25 protein-coding genes are annotated in these 25,654 nt (G+C 64.2%); 14 read left to right on the top strand and 11 right to left on the bottom strand.

Annotation, left to right across the window (positions count from 1 at the left end; all coding sequences use genetic code 11):
* Positions 1-52 precede the first annotated feature (52 nt).
* From CAF53_RS02985 to CAF53_RS03000, 4 genes are all read left to right on the top strand, one after another.
* On the top strand, positions 53-1,897 hold the full coding sequence (locus tag CAF53_RS02985) for an alpha-amylase family glycosyl hydrolase (protein WP_100238672.1): 1,845 nt from the start codon (positions 53-55) through the stop codon (positions 1,895-1,897).
* Positions 1,894-3,483, top strand: coding sequence for an alpha-glucosidase family protein (locus CAF53_RS02990; RefSeq protein ID WP_100237278.1), 1,590 nt, complete (start codon positions 1,894-1,896; stop codon positions 3,481-3,483). Before CAF53_RS02985 ends, CAF53_RS02990 begins: the two co-directional genes overlap by 4 nt.
* Before the next feature lie 11 nt (positions 3,484-3,494).
* Positions 3,495-5,552: a glycoside hydrolase family 97 protein gene (locus CAF53_RS02995; RefSeq protein ID WP_100237279.1), complete on the top strand. Its 2,058-nt coding sequence runs from the start codon at positions 3,495-3,497 to the stop codon at positions 5,550-5,552.
* Between the two features lie 122 nt (positions 5,553-5,674).
* Positions 5,675-7,180, top strand: coding sequence for an MFS transporter (locus CAF53_RS03000; protein ID WP_100237280.1), 1,506 nt, complete (start codon positions 5,675-5,677; stop codon positions 7,178-7,180).
* Positions 7,181-7,193: 13 nt separating this feature from the next.
* On the opposite strand, the gene CAF53_RS03005 is transcribed toward CAF53_RS03000, so the two are convergent.
* Positions 7,194-7,835 (bottom strand): helix-turn-helix transcriptional regulator, encoded by a 642-nt coding sequence (locus CAF53_RS03005; RefSeq protein WP_046763210.1) that lies wholly within the window; start codon positions 7,833-7,835, stop codon positions 7,194-7,196.
* A 314-nt stretch (positions 7,836-8,149) separates the two neighbouring features.
* On the opposite strand from CAF53_RS03005, the gene CAF53_RS03010 reads away from it, so the two are divergent.
* From CAF53_RS03010 to CAF53_RS03040, 7 genes are all read left to right on the top strand, one after another.
* The gene (locus tag CAF53_RS03010) at positions 8,150-8,557 is read left to right on the top strand and encodes a curli assembly protein CsgF (protein ID WP_100237281.1); all 408 of its coding nucleotides are present in this window, start codon (positions 8,150-8,152) and stop codon (positions 8,555-8,557) included.
* Positions 8,557-9,600 (top strand): CsgG/HfaB family protein, encoded by a 1,044-nt coding sequence (locus CAF53_RS03015; protein ID WP_197707348.1) that lies wholly within the window; start codon positions 8,557-8,559, stop codon positions 9,598-9,600. The genes CAF53_RS03010 and CAF53_RS03015 overlap by 1 nt, the downstream gene beginning before the upstream one ends.
* Before the next feature lie 321 nt (positions 9,601-9,921).
* Positions 9,922-11,304, top strand: coding sequence for a hypothetical protein (locus CAF53_RS03020; protein WP_197707349.1), 1,383 nt, complete (start codon positions 9,922-9,924; stop codon positions 11,302-11,304).
* Between the two features lie 61 nt (positions 11,305-11,365).
* Positions 11,366-13,108 (top strand): hypothetical protein, encoded by a 1,743-nt coding sequence (locus CAF53_RS03025; protein WP_197707350.1) that lies wholly within the window; start codon positions 11,366-11,368, stop codon positions 13,106-13,108.
* A gap of 76 nt (positions 13,109-13,184) precedes the next feature.
* Positions 13,185-13,796: a hypothetical protein gene (locus CAF53_RS03030; protein WP_157801198.1), complete on the top strand. Its 612-nt coding sequence runs from the start codon at positions 13,185-13,187 to the stop codon at positions 13,794-13,796.
* A gap of 50 nt (positions 13,797-13,846) precedes the next feature.
* A complete protein-coding gene (locus CAF53_RS03035; protein ID WP_100237285.1) occupies positions 13,847-14,335 on the top strand; it encodes a hypothetical protein in 489 nt (162 codons plus the stop codon).
* Positions 14,336-14,339: 4 nt separating this feature from the next.
* The gene (locus CAF53_RS03040) at positions 14,340-14,714 is read left to right on the top strand and encodes a hypothetical protein (RefSeq protein WP_100237286.1); all 375 of its coding nucleotides are present in this window, start codon (positions 14,340-14,342) and stop codon (positions 14,712-14,714) included.
* A 4-nt stretch (positions 14,715-14,718) separates the two neighbouring features.
* Here CAF53_RS03040 and CAF53_RS03045 read toward each other — a convergent pair whose 3' ends face one another.
* Together CAF53_RS03045 and CAF53_RS03050 are read right to left on the bottom strand one after the other, a co-directional pair.
* Entirely contained in the window at positions 14,719-15,042 is a 324-nt protein-coding gene (locus CAF53_RS03045; RefSeq protein ID WP_046763319.1) for a hypothetical protein, read from the bottom strand.
* A gap of 149 nt (positions 15,043-15,191) precedes the next feature.
* On the bottom strand, positions 15,192-16,100 hold the full coding sequence (locus CAF53_RS03050; RefSeq protein ID WP_046763320.1) for a LysR family transcriptional regulator: 909 nt from the start codon (positions 16,098-16,100) through the stop codon (positions 15,192-15,194).
* 96 nt (positions 16,101-16,196) lie between these two features.
* Between CAF53_RS03050 and CAF53_RS03055 the strand changes: the two genes are divergently transcribed.
* A complete protein-coding gene (locus CAF53_RS03055) occupies positions 16,197-17,069 on the top strand; it encodes an aldo/keto reductase family oxidoreductase (protein WP_100237287.1) in 873 nt (290 codons plus the stop codon).
* 60 nt (positions 17,070-17,129) lie between these two features.
* Here the strand turns inward: CAF53_RS03055 and CAF53_RS03060 are convergent, their stop codons facing one another.
* Positions 17,130-17,960 carry an alpha/beta hydrolase gene (locus CAF53_RS03060; RefSeq protein ID WP_100237288.1) on the bottom strand — a complete coding sequence of 277 codons (831 nt, stop codon included), beginning with the start codon at positions 17,958-17,960 and terminating at the stop codon, positions 17,130-17,132.
* 109 nt (positions 17,961-18,069) lie between these two features.
* Between CAF53_RS03060 and CAF53_RS03065 the strand changes: the two genes are divergently transcribed.
* Positions 18,070-19,068: a GlxA family transcriptional regulator gene (locus tag CAF53_RS03065; protein WP_100237289.1), complete on the top strand. Its 999-nt coding sequence runs from the start codon at positions 18,070-18,072 to the stop codon at positions 19,066-19,068.
* A 92-nt stretch (positions 19,069-19,160) separates the two neighbouring features.
* The gene (locus tag CAF53_RS27000) at positions 19,161-19,337 is read left to right on the top strand and encodes a hypothetical protein (protein ID WP_157035721.1); all 177 of its coding nucleotides are present in this window, start codon (positions 19,161-19,163) and stop codon (positions 19,335-19,337) included.
* A 10-nt stretch (positions 19,338-19,347) separates the two neighbouring features.
* Here the strand turns inward: CAF53_RS27000 and CAF53_RS03070 are convergent, their stop codons facing one another.
* From CAF53_RS03070 to CAF53_RS03100, 7 genes are read right to left on the bottom strand one after another with little or no spacing between them, the layout of a single operon-like run.
* Positions 19,348-20,058 (bottom strand): electron transfer flavoprotein subunit alpha/FixB family protein, encoded by a 711-nt coding sequence (locus CAF53_RS03070; RefSeq protein ID WP_197707351.1) that lies wholly within the window; start codon positions 20,056-20,058, stop codon positions 19,348-19,350.
* A gap of 20 nt (positions 20,059-20,078) precedes the next feature.
* Positions 20,079-20,828 carry an electron transfer flavoprotein subunit beta gene (locus CAF53_RS03075; protein ID WP_100237291.1) on the bottom strand — a complete coding sequence of 250 codons (750 nt, stop codon included), beginning with the start codon at positions 20,826-20,828 and terminating at the stop codon, positions 20,079-20,081.
* Positions 20,825-22,183, bottom strand: coding sequence for a flavocytochrome c (locus CAF53_RS03080; protein WP_100237292.1), 1,359 nt, complete (start codon positions 22,181-22,183; stop codon positions 20,825-20,827). Before CAF53_RS03080 ends, CAF53_RS03075 begins: the two co-directional genes overlap by 4 nt.
* Positions 22,180-22,980: an aspartate/glutamate racemase family protein gene (locus tag CAF53_RS03085; protein WP_052757354.1), complete on the bottom strand. Its 801-nt coding sequence runs from the start codon at positions 22,978-22,980 to the stop codon at positions 22,180-22,182. The genes CAF53_RS03080 and CAF53_RS03085 overlap by 4 nt, the downstream gene beginning before the upstream one ends.
* A 3-nt stretch (positions 22,981-22,983) precedes the next feature.
* Positions 22,984-24,186, bottom strand: a complete 1,203-nt coding sequence (locus CAF53_RS03090) for an acyl-CoA dehydrogenase family protein (RefSeq protein WP_046763220.1) — start codon at positions 24,184-24,186, stop codon at positions 22,984-22,986.
* A gap of 26 nt (positions 24,187-24,212) precedes the next feature.
* Positions 24,213-24,758, bottom strand: coding sequence for a flavin reductase (locus tag CAF53_RS03095; protein ID WP_046763221.1), 546 nt, complete (start codon positions 24,756-24,758; stop codon positions 24,213-24,215).
* A gap of 5 nt (positions 24,759-24,763) precedes the next feature.
* A complete protein-coding gene (locus CAF53_RS03100) occupies positions 24,764-25,651 on the bottom strand; it encodes an alpha/beta hydrolase (RefSeq protein ID WP_100237293.1) in 888 nt (295 codons plus the stop codon).
* Positions 25,652-25,654 lie beyond the last annotated feature (3 nt).

Here is a 25,654-nt window from a genome sequence, read left to right on the forward strand (position 1 = left end):
CCCTATGAAAGCCGCTGCAATCAAGCCAGAAGCGGCAGGGGAGGCCATGTCCATGCGCGCAAGGAAAGCATTGCTGTACGTCGCGCTGTGCGCGCTCGCCGCGCCCCTCCCCCTGTCTGCCACCCAGCCGTCCGATTTCCGGGCACGGCTGCCCGAGGATGAGGTGATCTACTTCGTCCTGCCCGACCGCTTCGACAATGGCGATGCGGCCAATGACAAGGGCGGATTGAAGGGCGACCGGCTTGTCACCGGCTATGATCCGACTTCCAAGGGCTTCTATCATGGCGGCGACCTGAAAGGGCTGATCCGCCGCCTCGATTATATTCAGGGACTGGGCGCGACCGCCATCTGGGTGGGGCCGATCTTCCGCAACAAGCCGGTGCAAGGGCCAAAGGGTCAGGAAAGCGCGGGCTATCACGGTTACTGGATCACCGACTTCACCCATGTCGACCCGCATTTCGGCACCGATGCCGATTTCGCCGCGCTGGTCGAGGCCGCGCACCACCGGGGGATGAAGGTCTATATGGACATCATCGCCAACCACACGGCGGACGTGATCCAATATCGGGAATGCCCGAACACAAACGCCGACAAGCCCTGCCCCTATCGTTCGCGCGCCGATTATCCCTATCAGCGGCAGGGCGGCGTTGGGGGCAAGGCGATCAACGCGGGATTCGCGGGCGATCAGGACCATGGCGAAGCGAATTTCGTGAAGCTGACCGATCCCTCCTATGCCTATCCCCCCTTCATTCCCAAGGGCGAGGAACGGGCAAAAAACCCGGCTTGGCTCAACGATCCGATTTACTATCATAATCGCGGGGAAACGACCTATTCGGGCGAAAGCGCGACCATGGGGGACTTTGCGGGGCTGGACGACCTGATGACCGAGAATCCGCGGGTGATCGCGGGCATGATCGAGATTTTCGGCGGCTGGATCGATCGTTTCGGCATAGATGGCTTCCGCGTCGACACAGCCCGTCATGTCGACCCGCATTTCTGGCAGCAGTTCGTGCCCGCCATGCAGGCCCGCGCCAGGGCGAAGGGAATCCCCAATTTCCATATTTTCGGGGAAGTCTATGTCGAGACGGTCGATGCGGGGCCGCTCGCCTGGCACACCAGGGAAGGCGGCTTTCCAGCGGTATTGGACTTCGCCTTCCGACAGGCGGCGCTGGAAACGGTCGCGGGCAGCGGCGCGAGCGCGATCTGGGAACGGATGCTGGCGGGCGACACGCTCTATCGCGATGGCGAGGCAACGGCACGGCAATTGCCGACCTTCATCAGCAATCATGATGCCGGGCGCTTCGCCAGCTTCGTCCGCAAGGCATTCCCGCAGGCGAGCGAGGATGAATTGCTGCGCCGGGTGATGCTGGCCAACGCCATGCTGCTGACGATGCGCGGCGTGCCGACCATCTATTATGGCGATGAACAGGGCTTTGCCGGCGACGGCGGCGATCAGGATGCGCGGGAGGATATGTTCGGCAGCCGGGTCGAGAGCTATAATGACAATCATCTGCTGGGGACCGGCGCCACCACGGCGACGCCGCGCTTCGATACCAGCCATCCGCTTTATCGGGAGATCGCCGCGCTGGCCGGTCTGCGCACCGCCCATCCGGCGTTGCGGCGCGGCCGGGAGGTCATCCGGGCGCGGGGCGACCAGCCGGGCCTGTTCGCCCTCTCCCGTTTCGATCTCGACAGCGGGGCGGAAACATTGATCGCCTTCAACACGTCCACCGCGCCGGTCAAGGCGCAGGTCGAGGTCGACACCCGTTCCGACCGTTTCACCACATTGGCCGGAGCCGAATGCGCCGCAAACGCGTCCGCGCCCGGCAGCATCGCCGTCTCCCTCCCCCCTCTCAGCTACAGCGTCTGCGCTGTCCGGAGTGCCGTACCCCAATGACCGACACGACCCTGCCCTGGTGGCGCGGCGCTGCCATCTACCAGATCTATCCCCGCAGCTTTGCCGACTCCAACGGCGACGGCATCGGCGACCTGAAGGGCATCACCGCCCACCTGCCCTATGTGGCGTCGCTGGGGGTGGATGCGATCTGGCTGTCGCCCTTCTTCAAAAGCCCGATGCGCGATTTCGGCTATGACGTGTCGGATTATTGCGACGTCGATCCGATCTTCGGCACGCTGGAGGATTTCGACGCGCTAGCGGCGCGGGCGCATGAGCTGGGCCTGCGCATCATCGTCGATCAGGTCTGGGCGCATACGTCGGAGGAGCATCACTGGTTCATCGAGAGCCGCTCCAGCCGCGACAATCCCAAGGCGGACTGGTATGTCTGGGCCGATCCCAAGCCGGACGGTTCCCCGCCCAACAACTGGCAGTCGGTGTTCGGTGGCCCGGCCTGGACCTGGGATGCGCGGCGCGGCCAATATTATATGCACCAGTTTTTGCGCGAGCAGCCGCAACTGCACCTGCATCATCCGCAAGTGCAGGACAGCGTGTTCGACATCATCCGCTTCTGGCTGGACCGGGGCGTGGACGGTTTCCGCATCGATGCGATCAACCATTCGATGCACGATCCGAAGTTGCGCGACAATCCGCCCGCGCCGGAGGATGGCAAGGTAAGGACACGGCCGTTCGACTTCCAGATCAAGAAGTACAGCCAGAGCCATCCGGATATTCCGCTGTTCCTGGAAAAGGTGCGGCAGGTGTTCGACGAATATCCGGATCGTTTCACCGTTGCGGAAGTCGGCGGGGCGGACAGCGACGCGGAGATGAAGGCCTTTACCCGGGGCGATGACCGGCTGAATACCGCCTATGGCTTCGATTTCCTCTATGCGCCGGAGCTGACCGCCGAATTCCTGCGGACGGCGCTCGTCAAATGGCCCTCCGAAACGGGAGCGGGCTGGCCGAGCTGGGCGTTCGAAAATCATGATGCGCCGCGTGCCGTGTCGCGCTGGGCCAAGGGGGTGGACCCGGACGCCTATTGCCGGATGAAGATGCTGCTGCTGGCCTGCCTGCGCGGCAATATCTTCCTCTATTATGGCGAGGAACTGGGGTTGCCGCAGGTCGACATCGCCTTTGAGGATCTGCAAGACCCCGAAGCCATCGCCAACTGGCCGCTGACCCTGTCCCGCGACGGGGCGCGCACGCCGATGCCCTGGCGGGCGGATGCACCCTATCTGGGCTTTTCGGACATCAAGCCGTGGCTACCGGTCGGGGAGGCGCATCGGGCGCTCGCCGTCGACGTGCAGGAAGCGCAGCCGGATTCTCTGCTGCACTGGACCCGGAAGGTCTTGGCACTGCGCAAGGAAACGACCGCCTTGCGCATCGGAGCCATAGATTTCCTCGACGCGCCGAAGGAACTGCTTGCTTTCGAGCGCAGCTTCGAAGGCGAGCGTCTTCTCTGCGTCTTCAACCTCAGCGATCAGCCTGCGACATGGACCGCGCACGGTGACTGGCACCCCCTGCTGTCCACCGGCGAGATCGAGGGCCGTCACTTTCCTGCCGCCTCCGCCCTTGTCGCGCACGCCTGAAGGACCATCCCATGAAGAAACTTGCCGCCCTCGCGCTGCCCCTTTTCGCGCTTTCGCTCCTTCCCACTGCCGCTCGCGCCGATGTGGTGGCGAAGGCCGCCTCGCCCGATGGCCGCATCACGCTGACCATCAGCCTCGATAATGAAGGCCGCCCCAGCTATGCCGTGCAGCGCGACGGCAAGGCGCTGATCGCCGACAGCCGCCTTGGTTTCATGTTCACCGACGCGCCGAAGATCGAGCGCAACCTGACGCTGGCCGACGCCAAGCTCGACAAGAGCGACACGACATGGACTCAGCCGTGGGGCGAATGGTCCGGCATCCGCGACAATCACAATGAAATCCGTCTCGCCTTCCGCGAGAAAAGCGACCTTCAGCGCGAGATGGATGTGACCTTCCGCCTGTTCGACGATGGCGTGGCGTTCCGCTACACGCTGCCGGATCAGGCCAACCTGCACCACGCCAATATCGCGGAGGAACTGACCCAGTTCGCCTTTGCCGAGGACGGCACCGCCTGGTGGAAGCCCGCCTTCGAATGGAACCGGGAGGAATATCTTTACAACAGGACGCCGCTCGATGCGGTCGGCACCGCGCAGACGGTGATGACGGTGAAGCTTGCCAGCGGCACCCATGTCGCGCTGCATGAGGCGGCGCTGGTCGACTATGCGGGGATGAACCTGGCGCGGGCGCAGGGCAACACGTTCCGCGCTGCGCTGACGCCCGGTTCCGGGGCGCCCAAGGTTTCACGCGACGCCGGTTTCTCGACCCCCTGGCGCACCATCGCCATCGCGGACGATGCGGCGGGACTTTACATGAACCACATGATCCTGAACCTGAACGAGCCCAACAAGCTGGGCGACGTGTCGGGCTGGATCAAGCCGGCCAAGTTCGTCGGCGTGTGGTGGAACATGATCAAGGGCGACTGGAGCTGGGCGCGCGGGCCGAAACATGGCGCGACCACCGCCAATGTCCGCCGCTACATCGATTTCGCCGCCACCAACGGCATCCCCGCCGTGCTGGTCGAGGGCTGGAATGTCGGCTGGGACGGCAACTGGTTCGGCAACGGCAAGGATATGAACTTCTCCCAGCCGACCGAGGATTTCGATGCCGATGCGCTGGCCGCCTATGCCAAGTCCAGGGGCGTGACGCTGATCGGCCATCATGAGACGGGCGGGTCGGCCAGCCATTATGATGGGCAGCTCGACAGCGCGTTCAAATGGGCCGCCGACCATGGCGAGCAAGTGGTGAAGACCGGCTATGTCACCGATGCCGGGCAGATCGAGCGGGTCGATCCCGACGGTTCCCAGCATCGCGAATGGCATGAGGGGCAGTGGATGGTGAACCATTATCTCCGCGTCGTTCAGACGGCGGCCAAGTACAAGGTCAGCATCGACAGCCATGAGCCGGTGAAGGATACGGGCCTGCGCCGCACCTATCCGAACTGGGTGGCGCGCGAGGGCGGGCGCGGCATGGAGTACAACGCCTGGATCGGCGGCAAGAATCCGCCCGAGCATGAAGCGAACCTCGTCTTCACCCAGATGCTGGGCGGGCCGATGGACTTCACGCCGGGCGTTCTCAGCCTTTCCGGGTCGGAGGGGAGCGCGATCCAGTCGACCATCGCCAAGCAACTGGCGCTGTATGTCGTGCTCTATTCGCCCTTCGTGATGGCGGCGGACACGCCCGAAAATTACGCCAAATATCCCGGTCCCTTCCAGTTCATCAAGGATGTGCCGACCGACTGGTCCGACACCCGCGTGCTCAATGGCGAGGTGGGCGATTATGTGACCATCGCGCGCAAGGCCAAGGGCAGCGACGACTGGTATCTGGGCGCTATTGGGGATGAGGAAGCGCGGTCGAGCCAGGTGAAGCTCGATTTCCTTGATGCGGGGCGGCGCTATACCGCCGAGATTTATCGCGACGGGCCGGGGGCGGACTATCGCACCGAGGCGCGCCATGCCATCCTGATCGAGAAGAAGGCGGTGAAGAAGGGCGATGTGCTGAACATCGATCTGGCGCCGGGTGGGGGGGAAGCGATCCGCTTTGTGGCGGGTGGGGGTAAGGGCAAACGGTAATTCTGGGCGCGCTGTGTTCCTGCGTAGGCAGGAACCCAGTTCAGACGACGGAACTGGGCTCCTGCCTTCGCAGGAGCACGGATTACTGTTCGCAAAGATAATGGCTAAAAGGCTGAGGATGTATGGATCAAACTAATAACAGCCCACCTCCCCTTAGCCGCCCCCGTCAGGGCTTTTGGGGACTGTGGAACATCAGCTTCGGCTTTTTCGGCATCCAGATCGGTTTTGCCCTGCAAAACGCCAATATGAGCCGCATCTTCCAGTCGCTGGGCGAAAGCCTCGACGATCTGGCGCTGCTGTGGATCGCGGCGCCGTTGACGGGGCTGCTGGTCCAGCCGATCATCGGCCATTATAGCGACCGGACATGGTGCCGCTTCGGGCGGCGGCGGCCTTATTTCTTCGCGGGGGCGCTGTTCGCGGCGCTGGCGCTGTTCGGCATGCCCAATGCGCCGAGTTTGCTTGCCGCCGCGATGATGCTGTGGGTGCTGGACGCCTCGCTCAACGTCTCCATGGAGCCGTTCCGCGCCTTTGTCGGCGACATGCTGGCGAAGGAGCAGCATATGGCGGGCTATGCGCTCCAGACCGCCTTCATCGGTGCGGGAGCGGTGATCGGCTCGTCGACGCCTTGGCTGCTGGACCGGCTGGGCGTCGCCAATGTCGCGACCGGCTCCGGCATCCCCGATACGGTGCGGATCAGCTTTTATATCGGCGGCGGCGCGCTGTTCCTGGCGGTGTTGTGGACCGTCCTCACCACCCGCGAATATTCGCCCGAGCAGATGGCCCGTTTCGAACCTTCGGAAGAGCCATCGACCGTCGAACCCGATACCGCGCCAACCATTCCGGCTGGTGGGCCGCTCTGGATCGTCGCCGGGCTGGTTGTCGTCGCCCTCGTCCATCTCTGGGCGCTGGAGAAGGAGCTCTATCTGCTGGGCGCATTGCTCGCGGCTTATGGCATCGCCAGGATCGTCGCGCGCCGGTTGTACCGGCAGGGCCGCGGCGACAATCTGCTGGGCCATGTGATCGGCAATTTCGCGACCATGCCCGTGATGATGAAGCGCCTCGCGCTCGTCCAGTTTTTCACCTGGTCGGCGCTGTTCATCATGTGGATCTACACCACGCCGGTCGTCGCCCAATATGTCTTCGGGTCCGCCGATCCGAAAAGCGCGGCTTATAATGAAGGGGGCAATTGGGTCGGCATCCTCTTCGCCACCTATAATGGCGTCGCCGCCCTTGCCGCGCCCTTCCTGCTTCAGCCGCTCGCCCGGCGCATCGGGCAAGCCAATACCCATGCGTTCGCGCTGATGCTGGGCGCGCTGGGCTTCCTCTCATTCCTGTTCCTCCGCGACGCGCAGGCGCTGCTGTTGCCGGAGGTGGCGATCGGCATCGCCTGGGCCTCCACCCTCGCCATGCCCTATGCGATGCTTGCCTCCAGCGTGCCGCAGGCGAAACTCGGCATCTATATGGGCCTGTTCAACGCCTTCGTGGTGATCCCACAGCTTCTTGTCGCGACCGTCATGGGCACGATCATGCGGCATATCTTCCCGACCGAGCCGATCTGGACCATGGCCTTCGCCGCCGGGGTCATGCTGCTTGCCTCGCTCGCCACGCTGCGCTGCCGGGAAAACTGACGATCCGGCCGGGCTACTGCACCCGGAACGGCATCATCACATGGAACAGCGCCTCGCGGGAGGAGACGCTCATCTTGCTGTAGAGCTGCCGGATATGGCTGCGCACGGTGTCCACGCTGATGTCGAGATTGGCTGCGCATTTTTCCGCAGTCAGGCCCTTCAGCAATTGGCGCAGCACCCTGTCCTCCGCCTGGGTCACGCCGAAATAGGCGCGATAGCCGGCATATTGGATGTGATCCGCCTCATCGCGCCAACGCAGTTCCAAACCATAGAGCGTCTCGCCGGCACGATCGCCGGGCAGCAACCGGATGACGATGACCGCGCTCATGTCGCCGCCCAATCCGTACGACTGGATCAGCATCTCCTCCCCCCGCAACTTGCCCGCTTCCACCGCCAGAGCGCCGGAACCGGCATTCTGGCCGAAGGTCAATATACCCTCCCGCTCCTCCAGGCCCTGCCGTGCCTGCAACACCTTGCGAGCAGCACGATTGGCCCAGAGTATGGCAAAATCCCGGTCGAGAATCAGGCGCGCGGTCGAGCCGCCGTCCAACCAGCTCAACGCCGCACTTTCCAATATCGCCCCGTCGCTCAGCACTTCCCCCACCTTCCGGACACCATCAACAATCGATCCCTCGACTGTACCGTTTTCGGACATTCTGACCCCCCGGCCTGCCCTTCGTCGGGATATTTAATGGTTAATAATCAGTTAATAGCCCCACCTCACCAATTTTGGTGATGCGAATCGATATATGCCAGACGTAATAAGCCGCTCGCAACGGAATTAACAAAAGGTTAAATCATCAACCTCCTCACAGGCAGGAATTGCAATTCTTGATTCAGGTCAAATCGACCGAAGAATAAGGATTTCCTGTCCTCAACGGAGCCATATCCTGCGGGTCGCATCGCATTTTGATTGGCTGGAAATACGGAGGGCTAATGTCAGCGGCAAGAAAAGGGGGCGTCGTCATCATGGCGGCGATGATGGTCTTCGCCTTGGTAAGACCCGATGCCGCTTCGGCATCCGATCTTGTCTATACCCCGAACAATCCGTCCTTTGGCGGCAATCCGTTCAATTCGGCGCATCTTCTGGGCGTGGCGAACGCGATCAATAAATATAAGGATCCGACGGCAACGACGAGCTCCGATCCTGCCTCTCAATTCTTGCGGACATTGCAAAGCCGCCTGCTTTCTACGCTGGCATCGCAGATCACCGACGTGATCTTCGGCGAGAATGCGCAGGAAAGCGGCCTCATCAAGTTCGGGGACCAGGAAATCAGCTTCGTGCGTGGCGTCGATTCGGTGACGCTGACGATCAGCGACCTGGCATCGGGTTCGGTCAGCGAAATCGTCGTACCCTTACTGCAGGGGGCCGGTTGATGCGCCTTTCCTCGCTGCGGTCCTGCCTGCCTATGCTGGCGGCGGCGGCCGTTCTTTCGGGCTGCGCGACGGCCAATCCGGTGAGCTGGCAGCAGCCGGTCATGGCCAAGCCATCCCAGATCCAGAACCGCCTGGCCCTGCTGCCCGCCAGCGGCAAGAAGGTCGCCGTGGCAGTCTATGGCTTCACCGACCAGACCGGCCAGTTCAAGCCCACCGACAATGTGCAGACCCTGTCCCGCGCGGTGACCCAGGGCGCGACGTCGATCCTGGTCAAGGCGTTGCAGGATGCCGGCAACCGCCAGTTCTTCCAGGTGATCGAGCGCGAGCGGCTGGACAATGTGCTGCGTGAACGCGCGGTCATCCGCGAAATGCGTGCCTCCTATCTGGGAGAAAAGCAGGTCAATCCCCAGGCATTGCCGCCGCTGCTCTTTGCCGGGCTGCTGCTGGAGGGCGGGATCATCGGCTATGACAGCAACATCAAGACCGGCGGCGCGGGCGCACGCTTCCTGGGGATCGGTGGCAGCTCGCAATATCGCGAGGATACCGTCACCCTCTATCTGCGCGCGGTGAGCGTCAAGACGGGCGAGGTGCTGACATCGGTCAATGTGCGCAAGTCGATCGCTTCGGTGGCGCTGGGGGCCAATGCCTTCCGCTATGTCGGGTTCAAAGACCTGCTGGAACTGGAAGCGGGCGTGACCTTCAACGAGCCCGATCAGCTTGCGGTGCAGCAGGCCGTCGAAAAGGCCGTCTATGCGCTGATCGCCGAGGGCGCGTTGCAGGACTTGTGGTGCTTCGGCACGACCGAGGATTACAGCGCGAACCTGTTGCGCGACTATGTGGCGGAACGGGACTCGATCAAGGCACAGGACGTGATCCTGCCGCAGCGCGCCGACGGATCGAAAGTGACCGGCGCCTGTCAGGTCGCTTCACGCCACGCCGCGACGGCACCGCCCCGGATTCAGACGCAGATCGTCAGCGGGCCGGCAGTCGGCGATCCCGCGCTTCAGACGAAAATCGTCCAGGCCCGGCCCGCCGGGAAATGAGACACAGGAGAGGATGAACCGAAATAGCATGAATGGGCTGGTCCGCCAGCGGCGGTGATTGGCGTCAAGACGCTGACGGACCAGGTCGGACATGGTTTGCGGAAAACCATGTCCGGATCGTGAGTTTCAGGAACCCACGCCACAATGTGGCACAGATGCGTGCGCCAAGGCAATCCGCCCTGGTTCCGTGAGAACGGCCGCGCGTCCGGGCAACCCCTGCATGATCCATCTCTTCCGCCGGCTGCTCTTGAGGCCGGGCAGAGCAGCCGGACCCTACCGGCCATAACAGGGGGCATGATGCCCTTTTCGGGAGAATGTGGGATGAAGAAGATCCTTTTGACCGCGGTGTCGGCGTTCGCGCTGACCACCACCGCCTATGCCAACAGCTCGACCAGCTCGGTGACGCAGAGCAGCACCAACAACCAGGCCTATGTCGATCAGGTCGCCGCCCAGACCGGCGGTTCTTCCACGATCAACCAGACGGGTGCAAGCAACTATGCCAAGCTGACCCAGGCCGACGACGCCACCGGCGCGAACCCGGTCCAGACATCGAACATCCAGCAGACCGGCGCGAGCAACTCGGCCATCGTGTCGCAGACGCTGGAAACGTCGTTCAACTATCCGCCGTCGACCAAGAATGCCTCGACCGTCATCCAGTCGGGCAACACCAACGCCACCACCGTCACGCAGAAGGATGACGGCCAGAACAGCTATGTGGAGCAGGCCAGCAACGGCAACGTCGCCACCGTCACGCAGGGCGTCGCCAATTCGGGCGATTCGACCTATGAAAACAGCTCGTCCGTCTATCAGGGCGGCAACGGCAGCCATGAAGCGACCGTGTCGCAGACCGGCTATCGCAACGGCAGCTCCGTCTATCAGATCGGCAGCAACCAGCTCGCCGACGTGAACCAGAGCGGCGACAACAACACCGCCGGCGTCGTCCAGGACGGCGCGGACAACCAGTCCTTCATCGACCAGAGCGGCGGCGGCAACCAGGCCTACACCACCCAGGGCGGCGTCAAGGGCAGCATCTCGACCATTACCCAGATCGGCTTCAGCAACAGCGCTTCGGTCGTGCAGACCGACGATGGCGACGGCAACAACCCGCCGCTCAACCGCTCGACCATCACCCAGTCGGGCAATCGCAACAGTGCCGCGGTCAACCAGAATGCCCAGACGCTGATCATTCCGAACGTGTCGACGATCGCCCAGTCGGGCAACAACAGCGCGGCAAGCGTCACCCAGAAGGACGACTGGCAGTTTTCGGACATCCAGCAGTCGGCCAGCAACAGCTCCGCCACGGTCGTGCAGGGCGTGGCCCAGTCGGGCGGTTCGGACACCAGCTACGGCAACACCTCCACCATCACCCAGTCAGGTTCGACGCAGCTCGCCTATGTCGAGCAGATCAACCGCAGCAGCTATTCGGACATCGACCAGTCAGGTTCGCTGAACAGCGCCACCGTTCTCCAGAGCGGCTTCAGCGGCAATTCGGACATCGACCAGACCGGCAGCGACAATGACGCGCTGGTGAACCAGTACGGCACCAACAACGATGCCGTTACTTACCAGTCCGGCAACCTGAACGCGTCCACCATCCTCCAGGGCGGTGCGAACAACTACGCCAATGTCAGCCAGACGACCAACGGCAACGTCTCGTTCGTCGATCAGACCGGCACCGGCAACATCGCCTACGTCGCGCAATAAGTTCATCCCAGTCCGGGCCTCTTCGCTGAGGCCCGGACCTCCTTCGCAGGGGGCAAGACCCATGAAAATATTCCTTCTCGGCGCGGCGTCGGCCCTGGCTCTTGCCACCGCCGCTCATGCCGATACCTCCACCAGCATCGTCACCCAGTCGGGTTCGGCCCAGAATGCCAACGTCACTCAGACCGCCGCGATCAGCTCCGACTCCCAGATCGTCCAGAGCAACGCCAACAACAAGGCGACCGTGGTCCAGGCGGGCGCGGACAATCTGTCGGGCATCAACCAGTCGGCCAACGGCGCCATCGCCCACGTCGATCAGGACAGCCGCGTCGACACGCCGACCAGCAACAACCCGACCAACGCGGCCTTCGTGACGCAGACCGGCGCCTCGCGCGCCGACGTGACCCAGGACGGCGAAGGCAACAGCGCCTATGCCATCCAGTCGGGCACCGCGTCGCAGGCGACCATCGTTCAGCTCAACGCCAACCGCCCCTTCCCCGGCACGGCCAACCGCGTCCAGACCGGATCGATCACGCAGGATGCAGACTCCGCGACGGCATCGATCAACCAGAATGGCGAGGGCGGCTATAGCTTCATCGTCCAGAACGCCGCCGCCGACGGTTCGACCGCCAGCTCGACCCAGTGGGGCGAGGATAACGGCTCGAACATCAACCAGTTCGGCCCCGGCAACAACGCGACCGTCTATCAGCAGTCCGGCCCCGGATCGTCGGGCAACGGCAGCTATTCGTCGGTCGACCAATATGGCAGCGGAAACGACGCCGACGTCTTCCAGCTCGGCGCGGGCAACCAGTCCTATGTCGTGCAGGACGGCACCAATGGCGATGTGAAGGTCAAGCAGACCGGCAACGCCAACTTCTCCACCGTGTCGCAGACCGCGTTCGGCGGCAGCAGCGTCGATGTGAAGCAGAATGGCGATCGCAACGCCTCCACCGTCTATCAGGCATCGACCGCATCGACCGTCGATGTCGATCAGGATGGCAATGACAATATCTCCGGCGTCACGGAAATCGCCGCCAATTCGGCGGTGGCGGTCGATCAGGACGGCAACCGCAACTATGCCAATGTCGGCCAGTTGACCGTGCTGGGCAGCGTCAACGTCAAGCAGGATGGCAACCGCAACAGCGCGACCGTGGGTCAGGCCGGTGCGGGCGTGCTGGTGATTGTCGACCAGAAGGGCAACGACAATCTGGCGAACACCCAGGAAGTCGCGGCGCTGGCGGCGGTGACGGTCGATCAGGACGGCGACCGCAACCAGTCGCAGGTCGGCCAGCTCGGCTATACGGCGGCCGTCGCGATCAAGCAGCAGGGCGACGACAACCATTCCAGCGTCGCGCAGTCCAGCGCGCTCGATCTGGATGCCCAGTTCAGCATCGTCGGCGTGACGCAGATCGGTGACGGCAACGCTTCCGCCGTCGTTCAGGGCGGTCTCGACCAGCAGGCCTATGTCACGCAGCTTGGCGACGGCAACGGCTCGTCGGTGCAGCAGGTCGGGGAGAACAATCTCGCCCTGGTCGGCCAGACCGGCGACGGTAACGGGTCGATCATCGAGCAGGGCGGCCTTGGCAACTATGCCAGGCTGACCGTGATCGGCGATCTCAACCAGTCGGCCATCTATCAGAACGGCACCAGCCTGGTCGCCAATGTGACGCAGACCGGTGACGGCAACAACTCCTTCGTGTCGCAGAGCGGGCTGGCCAATATTGCCAATGTGACGCAGAGCACCGACTATAACATCTCGTCGGTGGTCCAGTCCGGGATCGGCAATATCGCCACGGTGAACCAGTAAGTTTACCCCAGGGGTGGCGGCGGGCGATGCGAATGGCCCGCCGCCGCTTCCCCTTTTTTCCACCCGAGGTGCGCCGATGAAGCCGATGCTTGCCCTATTGCCTGTCCTTGCCGTTGCGGTCCCCTTCGCATCCATGGCGCAAACCAGCGCGGAGATAGTCAGCCTGGGCCGGGGCAACGGCATATTGGTGGACCAGAGCGCGGCCAATGCCGCCGCGGTCGACGTCCAGCAGATCGGCGACGGCAATGCCCTTGCCGTCACGCAGGTGGGGAGCGGCCAGTCGGCCCGCCTGACCATCCATGGTTCCGCCAACGACATACGCCTCAACCAGGGCGGATCGGGCGCAAACGGCGTGGAACTGTCGCTGACCGGAGATGGTCATCTGGGCCGCCTGGACCAGTTTGCCGACGCGGGTGGGAGCAACATGATGCTGCTCGATCAATCGGGCGCCGCCAATTTCGCGACCCTGTCTCAGACCGCCTATGTGGGCATGAACGAGATGAGCCTGCGCCAACATGGCCAGGACAATAGCGCGACCATGACGCAGAACGGCGATGACAATCGTCTGGCTCTGACGCAAAATGGCGATGGCAATGCGGCGGCGCTCAGCCAGACCGGCAATGGCCTGGGGCTGGCGCTGACCCAGACGGGTGGCGCGGCGATCACCATCACCCAGACCGCTCATTGAGAACGGCCATTGAGAAACCGCCATTGAGAAACGGATCGAGGACCAAGCAAATGCCCGGCATCGCCCTGCCCCTGTTTCTCCTGCTCCAGCAAGGCAGCGCCGCGGCGCAGGCGGGCAGTCCCGGCTTGGAGGTCGAACAGCTCGCCCATCCGCAGCCGCACGCAAGCGACCTGGCCGTGCCCAATGTCGCTGCGCCCCGGAACGGCAATCCCGCGCAACTACCGCAACTGCCCCCGACCCTGGAGGCACCGAGGGAAAGCGGCAAGGGCGAAGCCGCGCTGGTCAAGGGCGATGACAAGCGCGACCTGGCCGGCGAAGTCGCCAGGGCGGCGGAAATGCTCCGCCAGCGCGGACAGCAACCGACGCCCGAGACGCTGGCGCGCGAAATCGGGCCTGACGCACTAGCCGCCTATCTCAACCAGAACCCGTCCGCATTGGACATCTACAGCACGCCCAAGACACCGGACAACAGCCCTGCTCCGGACGGGAGCGGAGCGACCGGCCAGGTCATCATCCTGCCCGGCCCGACCGGAGGATGAGCCCATGCCTTCGATGCTTTTGCGTATCGCCACCCTATTGCTGCCGGGAATGATGATGATCTCTTCTGCCCATGCCGCCGATCCGGACCGTCCGGTGTGGCTCGACGTCCGGACCGAGGGGAATCAGGCCGTGATCAGCGTCCTGGCGGCCTGGCCTGAGAAGGTCCGGGTGGAGGTCGACCTCCAGATCGCAGGCGCCTCAACCATCCACACCGCCAATCGGGCCGAACTGAGGGCTGGCGCGGCGCCGGTGACGCTCAGCAGGGCCGCTATCGATGCGCGCAAGGGCTGGTCGGCGCGGCTCAGCGTCCAACCGCAAGGCATGGAGCCCTATCAGATAAGCCGCAGCAGCAACGAGAAGATTCCCGCTGCCCGCTGATGCTTCAATTGTCGCAATATTCCCATCGGCCCGCATTGCAGGCGGCGACGGCGCGGCGCCAGGCGGCCATCTCGCGCGCATAGTCGGCACGGGCGTCGGCATAGGCTTCGCGGTCCCTGCGCGACACGCGGTAGGTCGGGCGGTTCCGGGCGTCGCGTTCGCGGACATAGGCGAGCTGCTGCTGGTTCATCCGCTTGATGATCGCGCTGTCGCGCGCGCGCGCCGCGGCACTGCGCATGGTCGGATCATGCGGATCGTCGGCCAATGCCGCCACGGGCAGAAACGCCGCGCCCATTGCCAGCGCGCACGCGAACGAACCAAATTTCATGAGCATTTGCCCCTTTATTCCCTTCGCCCGTTCTTTGCCTGCCGCCCCGCTCAAGGCAATCGATTTGCGACGAATGGGGGAACGATCCGATCACTGCCGGTCTGACAGGCGCCGGGCCCCGATATCCGGCGTTTCGTCCGACGAGTCGGTTACCATGTGCCGTGCGCCTTGACGAAATCGACGAACGCACGAAGCGGGGACGGCAAATGCCGCCGGCCGGGATAATAGAGAAAGGGCCCGGTGAAGCTCTGCCACCAGGGTTCCAGCACGGGCTGAAGCTCGCCGCTTTCCAGATGGGGTCGCAGCCAGTCCTCGAAGATTTGCACGATGCCAAGGCCGCCGATCGCCGCCTCCACCATGAGGTCGGCGGCAGCGCCCAGACGGACGAGCAACGGCCCGGTGGGATCAAGCCGGAGTATCTCGCCATCCCGCTCGAATTCCCAGGTCGGGATGGCGCCGCTCGCAAACTGGCCGCGCAGGCAGTCATGGTCCAGCAGGTCGCGCGGATGATCGGGGCGTCCGCGTGCGGCCAGATAGGCGGGCGCGGCAGCCGTCGCGAACCGCTGGAACCGCGGGCCGATCGGAATGGCGATCATGTCCTGTTCCAGCCGCTCGTCATACCGGATGCCCGCGTCGCATCCGGCCGCCAGCACATCCACGAAACTATCCTCGACGACCACCTCCAGCCTGATGTCGGGATAGGCCTTGAGAAAGGGCGCGATGATGGGCGGAAGGATCAATCTCGCCACGTTGGACGGCACGTTGAGCCGCAGCGTTCCGGCCGGCCGGTCGCGGAAATTGTTGACCACATCCAGCGCCGCATCGACCTCTGCCAGCGCGGGCGCCAGACGTTCGAACAGACGGCTTCCCGCCTCGGTCGGCGCCACGCTGCGCGTCGTGCGGTTGAGCAAGCGAACCCCCATGCGCGCCTCCAGCCGCCGGATCGCTTCGCTCAGGCTTGACGGGGATCCATCGGTCAACCGGGCGGCCTCGCGAAAGCCTCCAGCCCGCGCGACCGCCAGAAAGGCGTAGAGATCCTGGAGATCATTGTTCGGCATATGGGACAGCCTGTACGATTCTTGGCGGATTATCGCACAGCCTAGCACAGTCCATATCGGCGCCATCCGATTTTTCCACGGCGAAGGAGAGACGACATGACCGATATTCGCAAGATGGACAGTTTCCGCCTCGGCGACAGAAATGTACGGCGCATGGGCTATGGCGCGATGCAACTCGCCGGGCCGGGCGTGTTCGGCCCGCCGCGCGACCGTGACGCAGCGCTTCGTGTCCTTCGCGACGCCGTGGCGGCAGGCGTCAACCATATCGACACCAGCGATTTCTACGGCCCGCATGTGACCAACCGGATCATCCGGGCAGCGCTGCACCCCTATGCCGACGATCTGGTGATCGTGACCAAGGTCGGTGCAGCACGCGGCGACGACGCATCCTGGTTGCCCGCGCAAAGTCCGGCCGAACTGATCCAGGCCGTGCACGACAATCTGCGCAACCTGGGCCTCGACATGCTCGAGGTGGTCAATCTGCGGGTGATGGGCAACGTCCACGCCCCGACCGAGGGCTCGATCGAGGCCCAGTTCACCACCCTGACGAAGCTGCGCGAGCAAGGGCTGATCCGGCATCTGGGGTTGAGCAACGCGACCGCCGCGCAAGTCGCCGAGGCACAGGCCATCGCGCCCGTGGTCTGCGTGCAGAACCATTATAATCTCGTCCATCGCGACGACGATGCGCTGATCGACAGTCTTGCGGCGCAGGGTATCGCCTATGTCCCCTTCTTCCCACTGGGGGGCTTCAGCCCGATCCAGTCGGAGGGTTTGTCCGCCCTCGCCGCCCGGCTCGACGCGACGCCGATGCAGGTCGCGCTATCCTGGCTGCTGGCGCGTTCCCAGAACCTGCTGCTGATCCCCGGCACGTCGAGCCCGGCGCATCTGGCCGAAAATCTGGCGGCGGCGGAACTGGAGCTATCCGATGCCGAAAAGGAAGAGCTCCACGCGCTCGCAACCGCCGGGTGACCGCGCGGTGCGGGCGCATGCGAAGGAAGCGGACCCAAGGCCCGCCTCCCGCTGGTCCGGTCAGCCGCGGAAGAAGGCGAGCAGATCGGGGTTGATGATGTCGGGGTGGGTCGCGGCCATGCCGTGCGACAGCCCCGCATAGGCCTTGAGCGTGCCGTTCTTCAGCAGCTTGACCGCCTTTACGCCATGGTTGGCAAAGGGCACGATCTGGTCGTCGGTGCCGTGCATCACCAGCACCGGTACGTCGATGGCCTTCAGGTCCTGGGTGAAGTCCGTCGCCGAGAAAGCCGCGATCGAGTCATATTGCGCCTTTGCACCGCCCATCAGGCCCTGGCGCGACCAATTGTCGATCAGCCCCTGGCTGACCTTCGCCCCTTCGCGGTTGAAGCCGTAAAAGGGACCCGATGCGATCTCGCGATAGAATTCGGCGCGGTTGGCGACCAGCGAGGCACGGAAACCGTCGAACAGGTCGATCGGCAGGCCTTCCGGATTGCTTTCCGTCCGCACCATGATCGGCGGCACGGCGCCGATCAGCACCGCCTTCGCGACGCGACCCGGCTCCGCCCTGGCGACATAGCGGGCGACTTCGCCGCCGCCGGTCGAATGGCCGACATGAATGGCATTTTTGAGGTCGAGCGCCGCCGCCAGTTCCGCGACGTCGGCGGCATAATTGTCCATATCGTTGCCACTGTCGGTCTGGCTGGAACGGCCATGGCCGCGCCGGTCATGGGCGATGACGCGATAGCCCTCGCCCAAGAAGAACAGCATCTGATTGTCCCAATCGTCGGCCGAAAGCGGCCAGCCATGGTGGAAGACGATGGGCTGCGCCTGCTTGCTGCCCCAGTCCTTGTAGAAAATCTCCGTGCCGTCCCTGGTGGTGATCGTCGTCATGATCTGTCTCCTTGCTTTCCGGCGTCATCGCCGCTGCTGTGGACTATGTAGGGGAGCACTGGCAGGATCGCGCTTGGCAGAAACGACACAATGCGAGGTAAAACTGACAATGCGCCCGATCATCGCGGAAATAGGCCTTGTCCTTTACCCCGATTGCCAGCTTTCGGCCATATATGGGCTGACCGACCTTTTTCGCATCGCGGGCGACATGGCGCAGTCGGTGGATGGCGATAGATCTCCCGCCATCCGGGTCAGCCATTGGCATCAGGAAAATGGCGAAATCGTCTGCGTTCAGGACAGCCACCCCGATCCCGATCATGCGCTGACCCACATCATCACCCCGCCCAGCCTGATCTTGCCGGATCATATGCGACCCATGCCCGAATTCGCCGGCTGGATGACGGACCTCCACGGCAAGGGCGCGACCTTGTGCTCGGTCTGTGCGGGCGCCTTCCTGCTGGCCGAGACGGGGTTGCTCCAGGGGCGGGAGGCGACGACCCACTGGGCATTCGCGCAGACGCTGGCGTCCCGTTTCCCGGCGGTGCAGATCGACGCCGACCGCATGCTGATCGACGATGGCGACATCATCACGGCGGGCGGCATACTGGCCTGGACCGACCTGGGCCTGACATTGGTGGAGCGGCTGCTCGGGCCAAGCGTAATGCTCAACACCGCCCGGTTCCTGCTCATCGATCCTCCGGGCCGCACGCAGCAGCCTTACGGCCGGTTCATCCCCAGGCTGACCCATGGCGACGCCGCCATATTGGCCGTGCAGCACTGGCTCCAGGCGACCGACGCGAAGGTGCATGGCGTGCCCGACATGGCGCGCCGGGCGGGACTGGAAGAGCGCACCTTCCTGCGCCGTTTCAGGAAGGCCACCAGCCTCAGACCTACCGAATATGCCCAGCAGGTCCGTATCGCCAAGGCGCGCGAGGCGCTGGAACTGACAAGGCGTCCGGTCGAACAGATTGCCTGGCAGGTGGGCTATGACGATCCGTCCGCCTTCCGCAAACTGTTCCAGCGTGTGACGGGGCTGGCACCCCATGCCTATCGGCAGCGCTTCGGCGTAGCCGCCCGGCAAGATGCGGGATCGACGGAGGCGGCTTGAACCCGTCGCGCCCCTCAGTCGGAAAACCGACCGGCGCCCCTGCCAATCCGGCCGTCGCTTCCCATATGCACGACGGAAAGCATGGAGGATTCATGGGATATCATGACGACGAGCGTGACGCCGCTGCCGCGGCCTGGCATCGAAAAGCGGAATATGAAAATTATCGCTGTTCGGTCTGCGGCGAGGTCATCTCCTATGATGATCGGGAACAATATTTCGGCACCAAGGCGTGCGCCTATCATGCGCATCAGGCGCGCAAGGACGATTGACGCCTGACCGTCACTCCTCGATCGACCGCAGCAATTCGGGGAGCAATTGCCGGGCGTCGGCCACCGCGCCGACTTCGGCATAGCGGAAGATCGGTGCATCGGCGTCGCTGTTGATCGCAATGATGCGGGTGGCCGCGCCGATCCCGGCCAGATGCTGCGGCGTGCCCGAAATGCCGGCCGCCAGATAGAGCTGCGGCGTCACGAAATGGCCGGACTGGCCGATCTGGCGGGATACCGGCGCAAGGCCGAGGTCGACGGCGGGCAAGCTGGCGCCCAGTGCGCCGCCGAGTTTCCGCGCGATGCCATCGAGCATGGCGAAACCGTCGGCATCCAGCCCGCGCCCGCCGCTAACGACCAGATGGGCGCCCTCCAGCGCGGCGTTCCGCGCGGACAGTTCGACCCGGTCGATCGCCGGTGCCGCGAGCGGCGCATGCCTGATCACATGATCGCCGGCAGGCGGTTCGTTCATGGTGGCGATGGCGATGCCCTGCGCCAGCCGCAGTTCAAGCCGGATGCGACCGCCATAGGCGGGGCGTGTCGCTATCAGCGTATCGCCATCGAAACCGATGTCCGACACGCGGCCCAGCAGGACCCCATCCAGACGGGCCGCCAGCACACCTGCCAGTACATCGCCATCCGGCGTGGCGGGGAAGATGAGCAGGGTGCGGTCCGGATACTGGTTCGGTGCGACCTCCCCGGCTTCGTTCGTGTCAAGGTCCACCCGAATGCGCCGCCAACCGCTCATAGCCGTCCATCCCGCAGCACTGCGGCAAGTGCGCGCGCCTGTTCCCCCACATCGCCGTCGATCATCTGGCAATCGGTGAACGACCGCGCGCCCGCCAGTCCGGCGCTGCCCGCGAGTTGAAGGCCGGTGGCGGCGACCGGTACCGGGTTCCGATGCACGATCGGAGCCTGGCGGGCCATCATGACATTCTTCATCAACGGCTTGCGCAACCGCGTGCGGCGGTCGTTGGTCACGCTGGCGACGATCGGGCGGTCCACCGCCACCCATTCCTCATGACTGCCCGCTTCGCGCATCAGCCGCAGGGCAGGATTGGATTCCACCACCTGCGCGCGGCCGAAGAAAGGCAGGCCGAGGATCGCAGCCAGCATCGGTGGGATCAACCCATCGTCGCAATCGCCAAATTCCCGGCCGATGAGAATGAGATCGGCGCCGGATGCCGCCAGCGCGAGGGTCCGCGCGACTGCCGCCTGATCCCAGGGCGTCGCGAGGGCCAGGGTCGATACGTCCGCCACATGCAGCGCGCAGACCGTGCGGGCAAGCCTTTCGGCTTCCGGGCCGCCCGCCACGACGGCGCTCAATGCTATGTCGGCCCGCGCATCGCGAATCTTGAGCGCAAGTTCCAGCACCGCCTCGTCAAAGGGGCTGAGCAGCAGCCGGTCGCCCGATCGCGCGGGCAGGCCGCCGGGCACGGGCACGACCGGCCATTTGGGATCGAGCACGCCCGCGATCAGCACCACGATCCTCATGACGCCACCGCCTGCCCCGCGATCCGCCCGAACACCACCGCCTTGCCCAGCGCGGAACCGGTCATATAGGCCGCGCCGTGGAAGCCGCCGGTGACTTCGCCGGCGGCGTAAAGCCCCTTTATCCAACTCCCGTCGGCGCGCAGGACATGCGCGTCGGAATCGATCCGCAGGCCGCAATAGGTGCCGAACACCACGGCGGTCGAGGGATAGGCATAGAATGGCGCCCGATCGATCCGGCGCAAGGCGCCATGATGGTGGACGAGATGCGACCGCCCGAAATCGGGATCGTGCCCGGCGTCGACATGGGCATTGTAACGGTCCACCGTCGCCACCAGCACATCGGGTTCAATCTCGATCTGCGCGGCGAGGTCCGCCAACGTATCGCCGACATAGAAGAGCCCCTCCTCCAGCCGCCGCCCGAAATCCAGGATGCGGACGCGGTCGTCGCCGGTATCGAAAATCCCCTGGTCCATGATCTGATAGGCGCAATGCCAGGGCTGCGCCATCACCGCGTCGCCCAGCAGCTTGTAGGAAATGCTTTCATCGACGAAACGCTGACCGTCCTGATTGACGGCGATCGCGCCCTTGTAGACCGCTTGCAGGCTGTGGTCGTTGCTCTCGTCGGTGGGATGCTTGCCGAAGGTGCCCTTGACATAATCCATGTCGCGCAGCTCCGCACCCAGGGCCTGCGCCATTTGCAGGCCGTCGCCCTGCGACCCCGCACCAGCGACGAACACCGCCGGGGCATAATGGGGGGCATAGCGATCGAGCAGCGCCGGATTCTTGGCAAAACCCCCGCTGGCGATGATGACGCCGCGCGCCGACTCCAGCGTTTCGCCGTTGTCGAGGACGACGCCGGTCACGCGACCGCCCGTATCCTGACGCAACGTCCGCGCCATGGTCTCGGGGCGATAGTCGATACGGCCGGCAGCCTCCGCCGCGGCTCGAAGAGCACGCACCATATCGGCAGGATCGACGCTGTGCACGCGCGGCACCGACTGACCCGCCGCCGTTTCGATCACCGGGCTGAACGTCACACCGGCAGCCTTCAGCCACGCATAGGTGCCGAGTTGCGCATCGCAATAGGTGCGGACCAGATCCGCGTCGTTCACCCGCTGACCCACCTCGCGCAGGTCGGCGAACAGCAGGTCGGGGCCGTCGGCGACGCCCTGAGCGACTTGCAGATCGGTGCCGGCAAAGGCCAGGCAACCGCCGCTCATGGCGGAAGACCCGCCGGATTCAGCCAGTTTCTCCAACAGCATGACCTTCAGGCCACGCTGCGCGGCGGACAAGGCCGCGGCCCAGCCCGCCGCCCCGCCACCAATGACGATCACATCCATCGTACCAGGGGTCATGCCGGGTTCAATCCGTAGAAATCGAGAATCTCGGCGCGCCGCACCGGATCGGGGATCGCCCCGAAATAGCCGGTGCCTTCTGCCTGCATACCGCTCCGGCGGGCATCCACCGCCGCTTCCGCCGCCCGCACCCAGGCACCGAGGGAATCGATCACCGGCACGCCGTCGACTTCGCTGACGCCGTTCATCGCCAGCAGCACGTTGAGCGGCGCCTCCCCCGGCACGATCGCTTCCGCGCCTCTGCCGATCAGATCGCGGGCCGCATCCCGAAAGCGATCGATCAGCCGGCCGGGACTGGCGAAACCGGCGAGCACATCCGTGAACCGGAAACCCACGTCGCAGGCGCCTACCAGACGGCAACCAAGGCCGTGGCGGCGGACATTGTCGCGGTACAGTTCGGCCAGTTCGGGAATGAACACCAGCGCCCCGAATTTGCGTCCGTCGTCTACCGCCGCCCGCGCCGCGCATTCGCCATAGCCCACCACCGGCATGTCGACCAAAGCGCGGATTTCCCGCAATCCCGGTTCCGGCAGTGTACTCAAGGCGAAGGCGTCATAGCCTTGCCGTTCCGCTATCAACGCACCCTGAAGGAACTGGATCGCGTGCAGGAACTGGAAGCCGACATGCTTGATGTCGTCACCCGGATAGTTGGTCCGGTATGTGCCCTCGCGCATGCCGTGCATATCGATCACCGTGTCGGGCCGCGCCACCCGCCTGAAATGCGCCTTCAACGCATCGTCATAGGCGGCAAGGTCGCTGAGGACCGTGAAGCTCTGGTGCCAGATATGGATGCCCATGGCTCAGCCCGCCTTGGGCTTTTCATAGAGCATCGGCGGCAATTCCCCGCTCAGCAGATAGCCGCCCAGCGCCGCCGCATTATTGTCGGCATCCTGGGTCACGTGATTGGCGGCCACCAGCGTGTCACGCAGATAGCGCTGGATCGGATTGGATTTGTACACGCCCCGCGCGCCGGTACATTTGTAGAGCGTCAGCACCGCCTCCTCGCACTCACGTCCGATGCGGGCCATGTCGAGCATATAATGGATGCGATCGTCGGTGGATACCAGTTCGCGCCGTTCGACGATCTGCGTGCAATGCGCCATCATCTGTTCCATGCGGGCCTGCGATGCGCGGACCTTGGCCACCGCATTGGCGAGCCGGTCCTTCACATAGGGGCTGAGCCGTGTCGCTGCGCCGGTGCCATTGTCGACCCGCACCTGCATCTGGTCGATGAAGACGTCGATCGCCCCCTGCGCGAAACCGATGATCACCGACGATACGGACGAATAGAAGATCATGGCGAAGGGGAAGAGATAGTTGGTCGGCCGGTCGTCCATCTTGTAATCGATCATCGAATGGGCGCGATGGTCGGGGATGAAGGCATCCTTGATCAGCAGGCTCTTGGAGCCGGTGCCCGACAGGCCGAACGTGTACCAGTCGTCGATGATCTCATAATCCTCGCGCTTGACCAGCAGGGCATGGCGATCGACCGGCACGCCTTTCTCATTGCGTTCCAGCGCGCCGATGAAGGCCCAGGCGCCATGGTCGCTGCCGCTGGAGGTGGGCCAACGGCCCTTGAGGCGCCAGCCGCCCTCAACCTTGGTCAGTTCACCCATAGGCGGATAGGAGGAGGCGATGATGGTCTGGTCATCCTCGCCCCACACATCCTGCGCGGCGCGATCCTCCATCAGGCCGAATTCCCAGTTGTGGACACCTAGGATCATCATCGCCCAGGCGCTGGCGCAGCAGCCCCGGCCCAGTTCCCCCAGCACCCGCATGAAGACGATGGGGTTCATTTCCCACCCGCCATAGGCCTTGGGCTGAAGGATGCGGAAGAAACCGGCGTCGCGAAACATGGCGATCACATCGTCGGGCACCCGGCGCGCTTCCTCGATCGCGTCGGCGCGGGCGCGCAGGCCCGGCACCATCGCGAGGGCGCGGGCGACCAGTTCATCGGGCGTCGGAATTTCGCTGGCCTTCTGGCCCAGAACGGCAACGGACATGGCCGGCTCTCCTTGTTTCTGATTGTTCATGGGATGGGACGTTCGGGCAGGAAGGCCCCATCGAAATAGATGAGCGGATCGCCGCCCGGCTCGCGCAGCAGCACGCCCAGCACGTCGCAGATGAAGATGTCGTGCGTGCTGGCCTCGATGCTTTCGCTCACCAGGCAGTCGAAGCTCGCGAGCGCGCTGCCGAGCAAGGGCGCTCCGCTGGTGGCGGTCAGCCAGTTGCCCTCGCCGAATTTCTCCTCCGGCGGGACACCACCGGCGAAGCGCTTGGCGAGCGGCAGGGCATCCCCGCCCAATATGTTGACGCCCAGGATGCGCGACTGGCTGATGATATTATGCGCCCAGGTCGAGCGGTTGATGCAGACCAGCAGCCGCGCCGGTTCGGCCGTGACGGACGCCACCGCCGTCGCCGTCAGCCCGGCCCACCCCTCCCGCCCCTGACCCGGTGCGACCGACGTGATGATCGTGCAGGCCCCGGCCAGACGCCGCATGCCCTGCCGGAACAGGTCCGGCTTGGGCGCCATGGGCGGCGACGGCGGGACGGGATGGGCGAGCGCGGCGGCCATGGCTTTCAGACCTCTCCGGTGGTCAGATATTTGACCACCACGGCATCGAATTCCTCGGGGCTTTCATATTGCGGCCAGTGCCCGCAATCCTTCCGCATGACGTAGAGCTTGCCTTTCTTGAGGCGCGGCAGGGCGGCCTCGGCGGCGGGGACGTCATGGATCGGATTGTGCGTGGTCCAGAGCAGCAGCGCTTCCTGCTCGATCTTTTCCAGTTCCATCGCGTCGGGCATCGCCTGGCCGCCGCCGGCCTTGGCCTGGTTCAGCCGGGCGAAGACGAGCGGCGCGGACTTCTGGAAATCGGGCCGCGAATAGATAGCGAGGCGGGATTCGATCAGCTCGTCGGTCAGAAGGTCCCAATTGCCTTCATAGATGAGCCACTGCATCCGTTCCCTGATGCTCTCGAAGCTGGGCGGCTTGCCGTAATTCTTCTCGGTCAGCGTGGCGAGGTTCACCAGATCCTGCCGCCCCTTGTCGGTCATGATCGGAATGCCGCCCGCCGTGTTGAGGATCAGGCGCAGGCAGCGTTCGGGATATTTGACCGCGAACAGGCCGGTTACGAGACCTCCCAGCGATTCCCCGGAAATATGCGCCTTCTCGATGCCGAGCGCGTCCATCAGCTCCTTGAGCTGGTCGGCATAGATGCTGGCGGGATATTCGATGTCGGTCTTCTTTTCCGATAGCCCATGACCGACGAAATCGAAGGCGATGACGTGGAAATGCTCGCCCAGCGGCACCACATTCTTGGAATAGGCCTCGATATGGCCGCCAATGCCGTGCATCAGGAACAGCGCTTCGGGCTTGCCCTTACCGGCTTCGGCAATGCGCACGCGGCCGAAGCTGGGCGTGTCGATATAGCGGATTTCGGCGCCGAGAAAATCGATCCAGATAGACATAAT

The organism is Sphingobium sp. LB126 (assembly GCF_002795205.1).
Classification (GTDB): Bacteria; Pseudomonadota; Alphaproteobacteria; order Sphingomonadales; family Sphingomonadaceae; genus Sphingobium; species Sphingobium chungbukense.

Bases quoted from the DNA above. Each gene is read 5' to 3' on its own strand.
- CAF53_RS02985 (WP_100238672.1), top strand. From the start codon at position 53: ATGCGCGCAAGGAAAGCATTGCTGTACGTCGCGCTGTGCGCGCTCGCC.
- CAF53_RS02990 (WP_100237278.1), top strand. From the start codon at position 1,894: ATGACCGACACGACCCTGCCCTGGTGGCGCGGCGCTGCCATCTACCAG.
- CAF53_RS02995 (WP_100237279.1), top strand. From the start codon at position 3,495: ATGAAGAAACTTGCCGCCCTCGCGCTGCCCCTTTTCGCGCTTTCGCTC.
- CAF53_RS03000 (WP_100237280.1), top strand. From the start codon at position 5,675: ATGGATCAAACTAATAACAGCCCACCTCCCCTTAGCCGCCCCCGTCAG.
- CAF53_RS03005 (WP_046763210.1), bottom strand. From the start codon at position 7,835: ATGTCCGAAAACGGTACAGTCGAGGGATCGATTGTTGATGGTGTCCGG.
- CAF53_RS03010 (WP_100237281.1), top strand. From the start codon at position 8,150: ATGGCGGCGATGATGGTCTTCGCCTTGGTAAGACCCGATGCCGCTTCG.
- CAF53_RS03015 (WP_197707348.1), top strand. From the start codon at position 8,557: ATGCGCCTTTCCTCGCTGCGGTCCTGCCTGCCTATGCTGGCGGCGGCG.
- CAF53_RS03020 (WP_197707349.1), top strand. From the start codon at position 9,922: ATGAAGAAGATCCTTTTGACCGCGGTGTCGGCGTTCGCGCTGACCACC.
- CAF53_RS03025 (WP_197707350.1), top strand. From the start codon at position 11,366: ATGAAAATATTCCTTCTCGGCGCGGCGTCGGCCCTGGCTCTTGCCACC.
- CAF53_RS03030 (WP_157801198.1), top strand. From the start codon at position 13,185: ATGAAGCCGATGCTTGCCCTATTGCCTGTCCTTGCCGTTGCGGTCCCC.
- CAF53_RS03035 (WP_100237285.1), top strand. From the start codon at position 13,847: ATGCCCGGCATCGCCCTGCCCCTGTTTCTCCTGCTCCAGCAAGGCAGC.
- CAF53_RS03040 (WP_100237286.1), top strand. From the start codon at position 14,340: ATGCCTTCGATGCTTTTGCGTATCGCCACCCTATTGCTGCCGGGAATG.
- CAF53_RS03045 (WP_046763319.1), bottom strand. From the start codon at position 15,042: ATGAAATTTGGTTCGTTCGCGTGCGCGCTGGCAATGGGCGCGGCGTTT.
- CAF53_RS03050 (WP_046763320.1), bottom strand. From the start codon at position 16,100: ATGCCGAACAATGATCTCCAGGATCTCTACGCCTTTCTGGCGGTCGCG.
- CAF53_RS03055 (WP_100237287.1), top strand. From the start codon at position 16,197: ATGACCGATATTCGCAAGATGGACAGTTTCCGCCTCGGCGACAGAAAT.
- CAF53_RS03060 (WP_100237288.1), bottom strand. From the start codon at position 17,960: ATGACGACGATCACCACCAGGGACGGCACGGAGATTTTCTACAAGGAC.
- CAF53_RS03065 (WP_100237289.1), top strand. From the start codon at position 18,070: ATGCGCCCGATCATCGCGGAAATAGGCCTTGTCCTTTACCCCGATTGC.
- CAF53_RS27000 (WP_157035721.1), top strand. From the start codon at position 19,161: ATGGGATATCATGACGACGAGCGTGACGCCGCTGCCGCGGCCTGGCAT.
- CAF53_RS03075 (WP_100237291.1), bottom strand. From the start codon at position 20,828: ATGAGGATCGTGGTGCTGATCGCGGGCGTGCTCGATCCCAAATGGCCG.
- CAF53_RS03080 (WP_100237292.1), bottom strand. From the start codon at position 22,183: ATGACCCCTGGTACGATGGATGTGATCGTCATTGGTGGCGGGGCGGCG.
- CAF53_RS03085 (WP_052757354.1), bottom strand. From the start codon at position 22,980: ATGGGCATCCATATCTGGCACCAGAGCTTCACGGTCCTCAGCGACCTT.
- CAF53_RS03090 (WP_046763220.1), bottom strand. From the start codon at position 24,186: ATGTCCGTTGCCGTTCTGGGCCAGAAGGCCAGCGAAATTCCGACGCCC.
- CAF53_RS03095 (WP_046763221.1), bottom strand. From the start codon at position 24,758: ATGGCCGCCGCGCTCGCCCATCCCGTCCCGCCGTCGCCGCCCATGGCG.
- CAF53_RS03100 (WP_100237293.1), bottom strand. From the start codon at position 25,651: ATGTCTATCTGGATCGATTTTCTCGGCGCCGAAATCCGCTATATCGAC.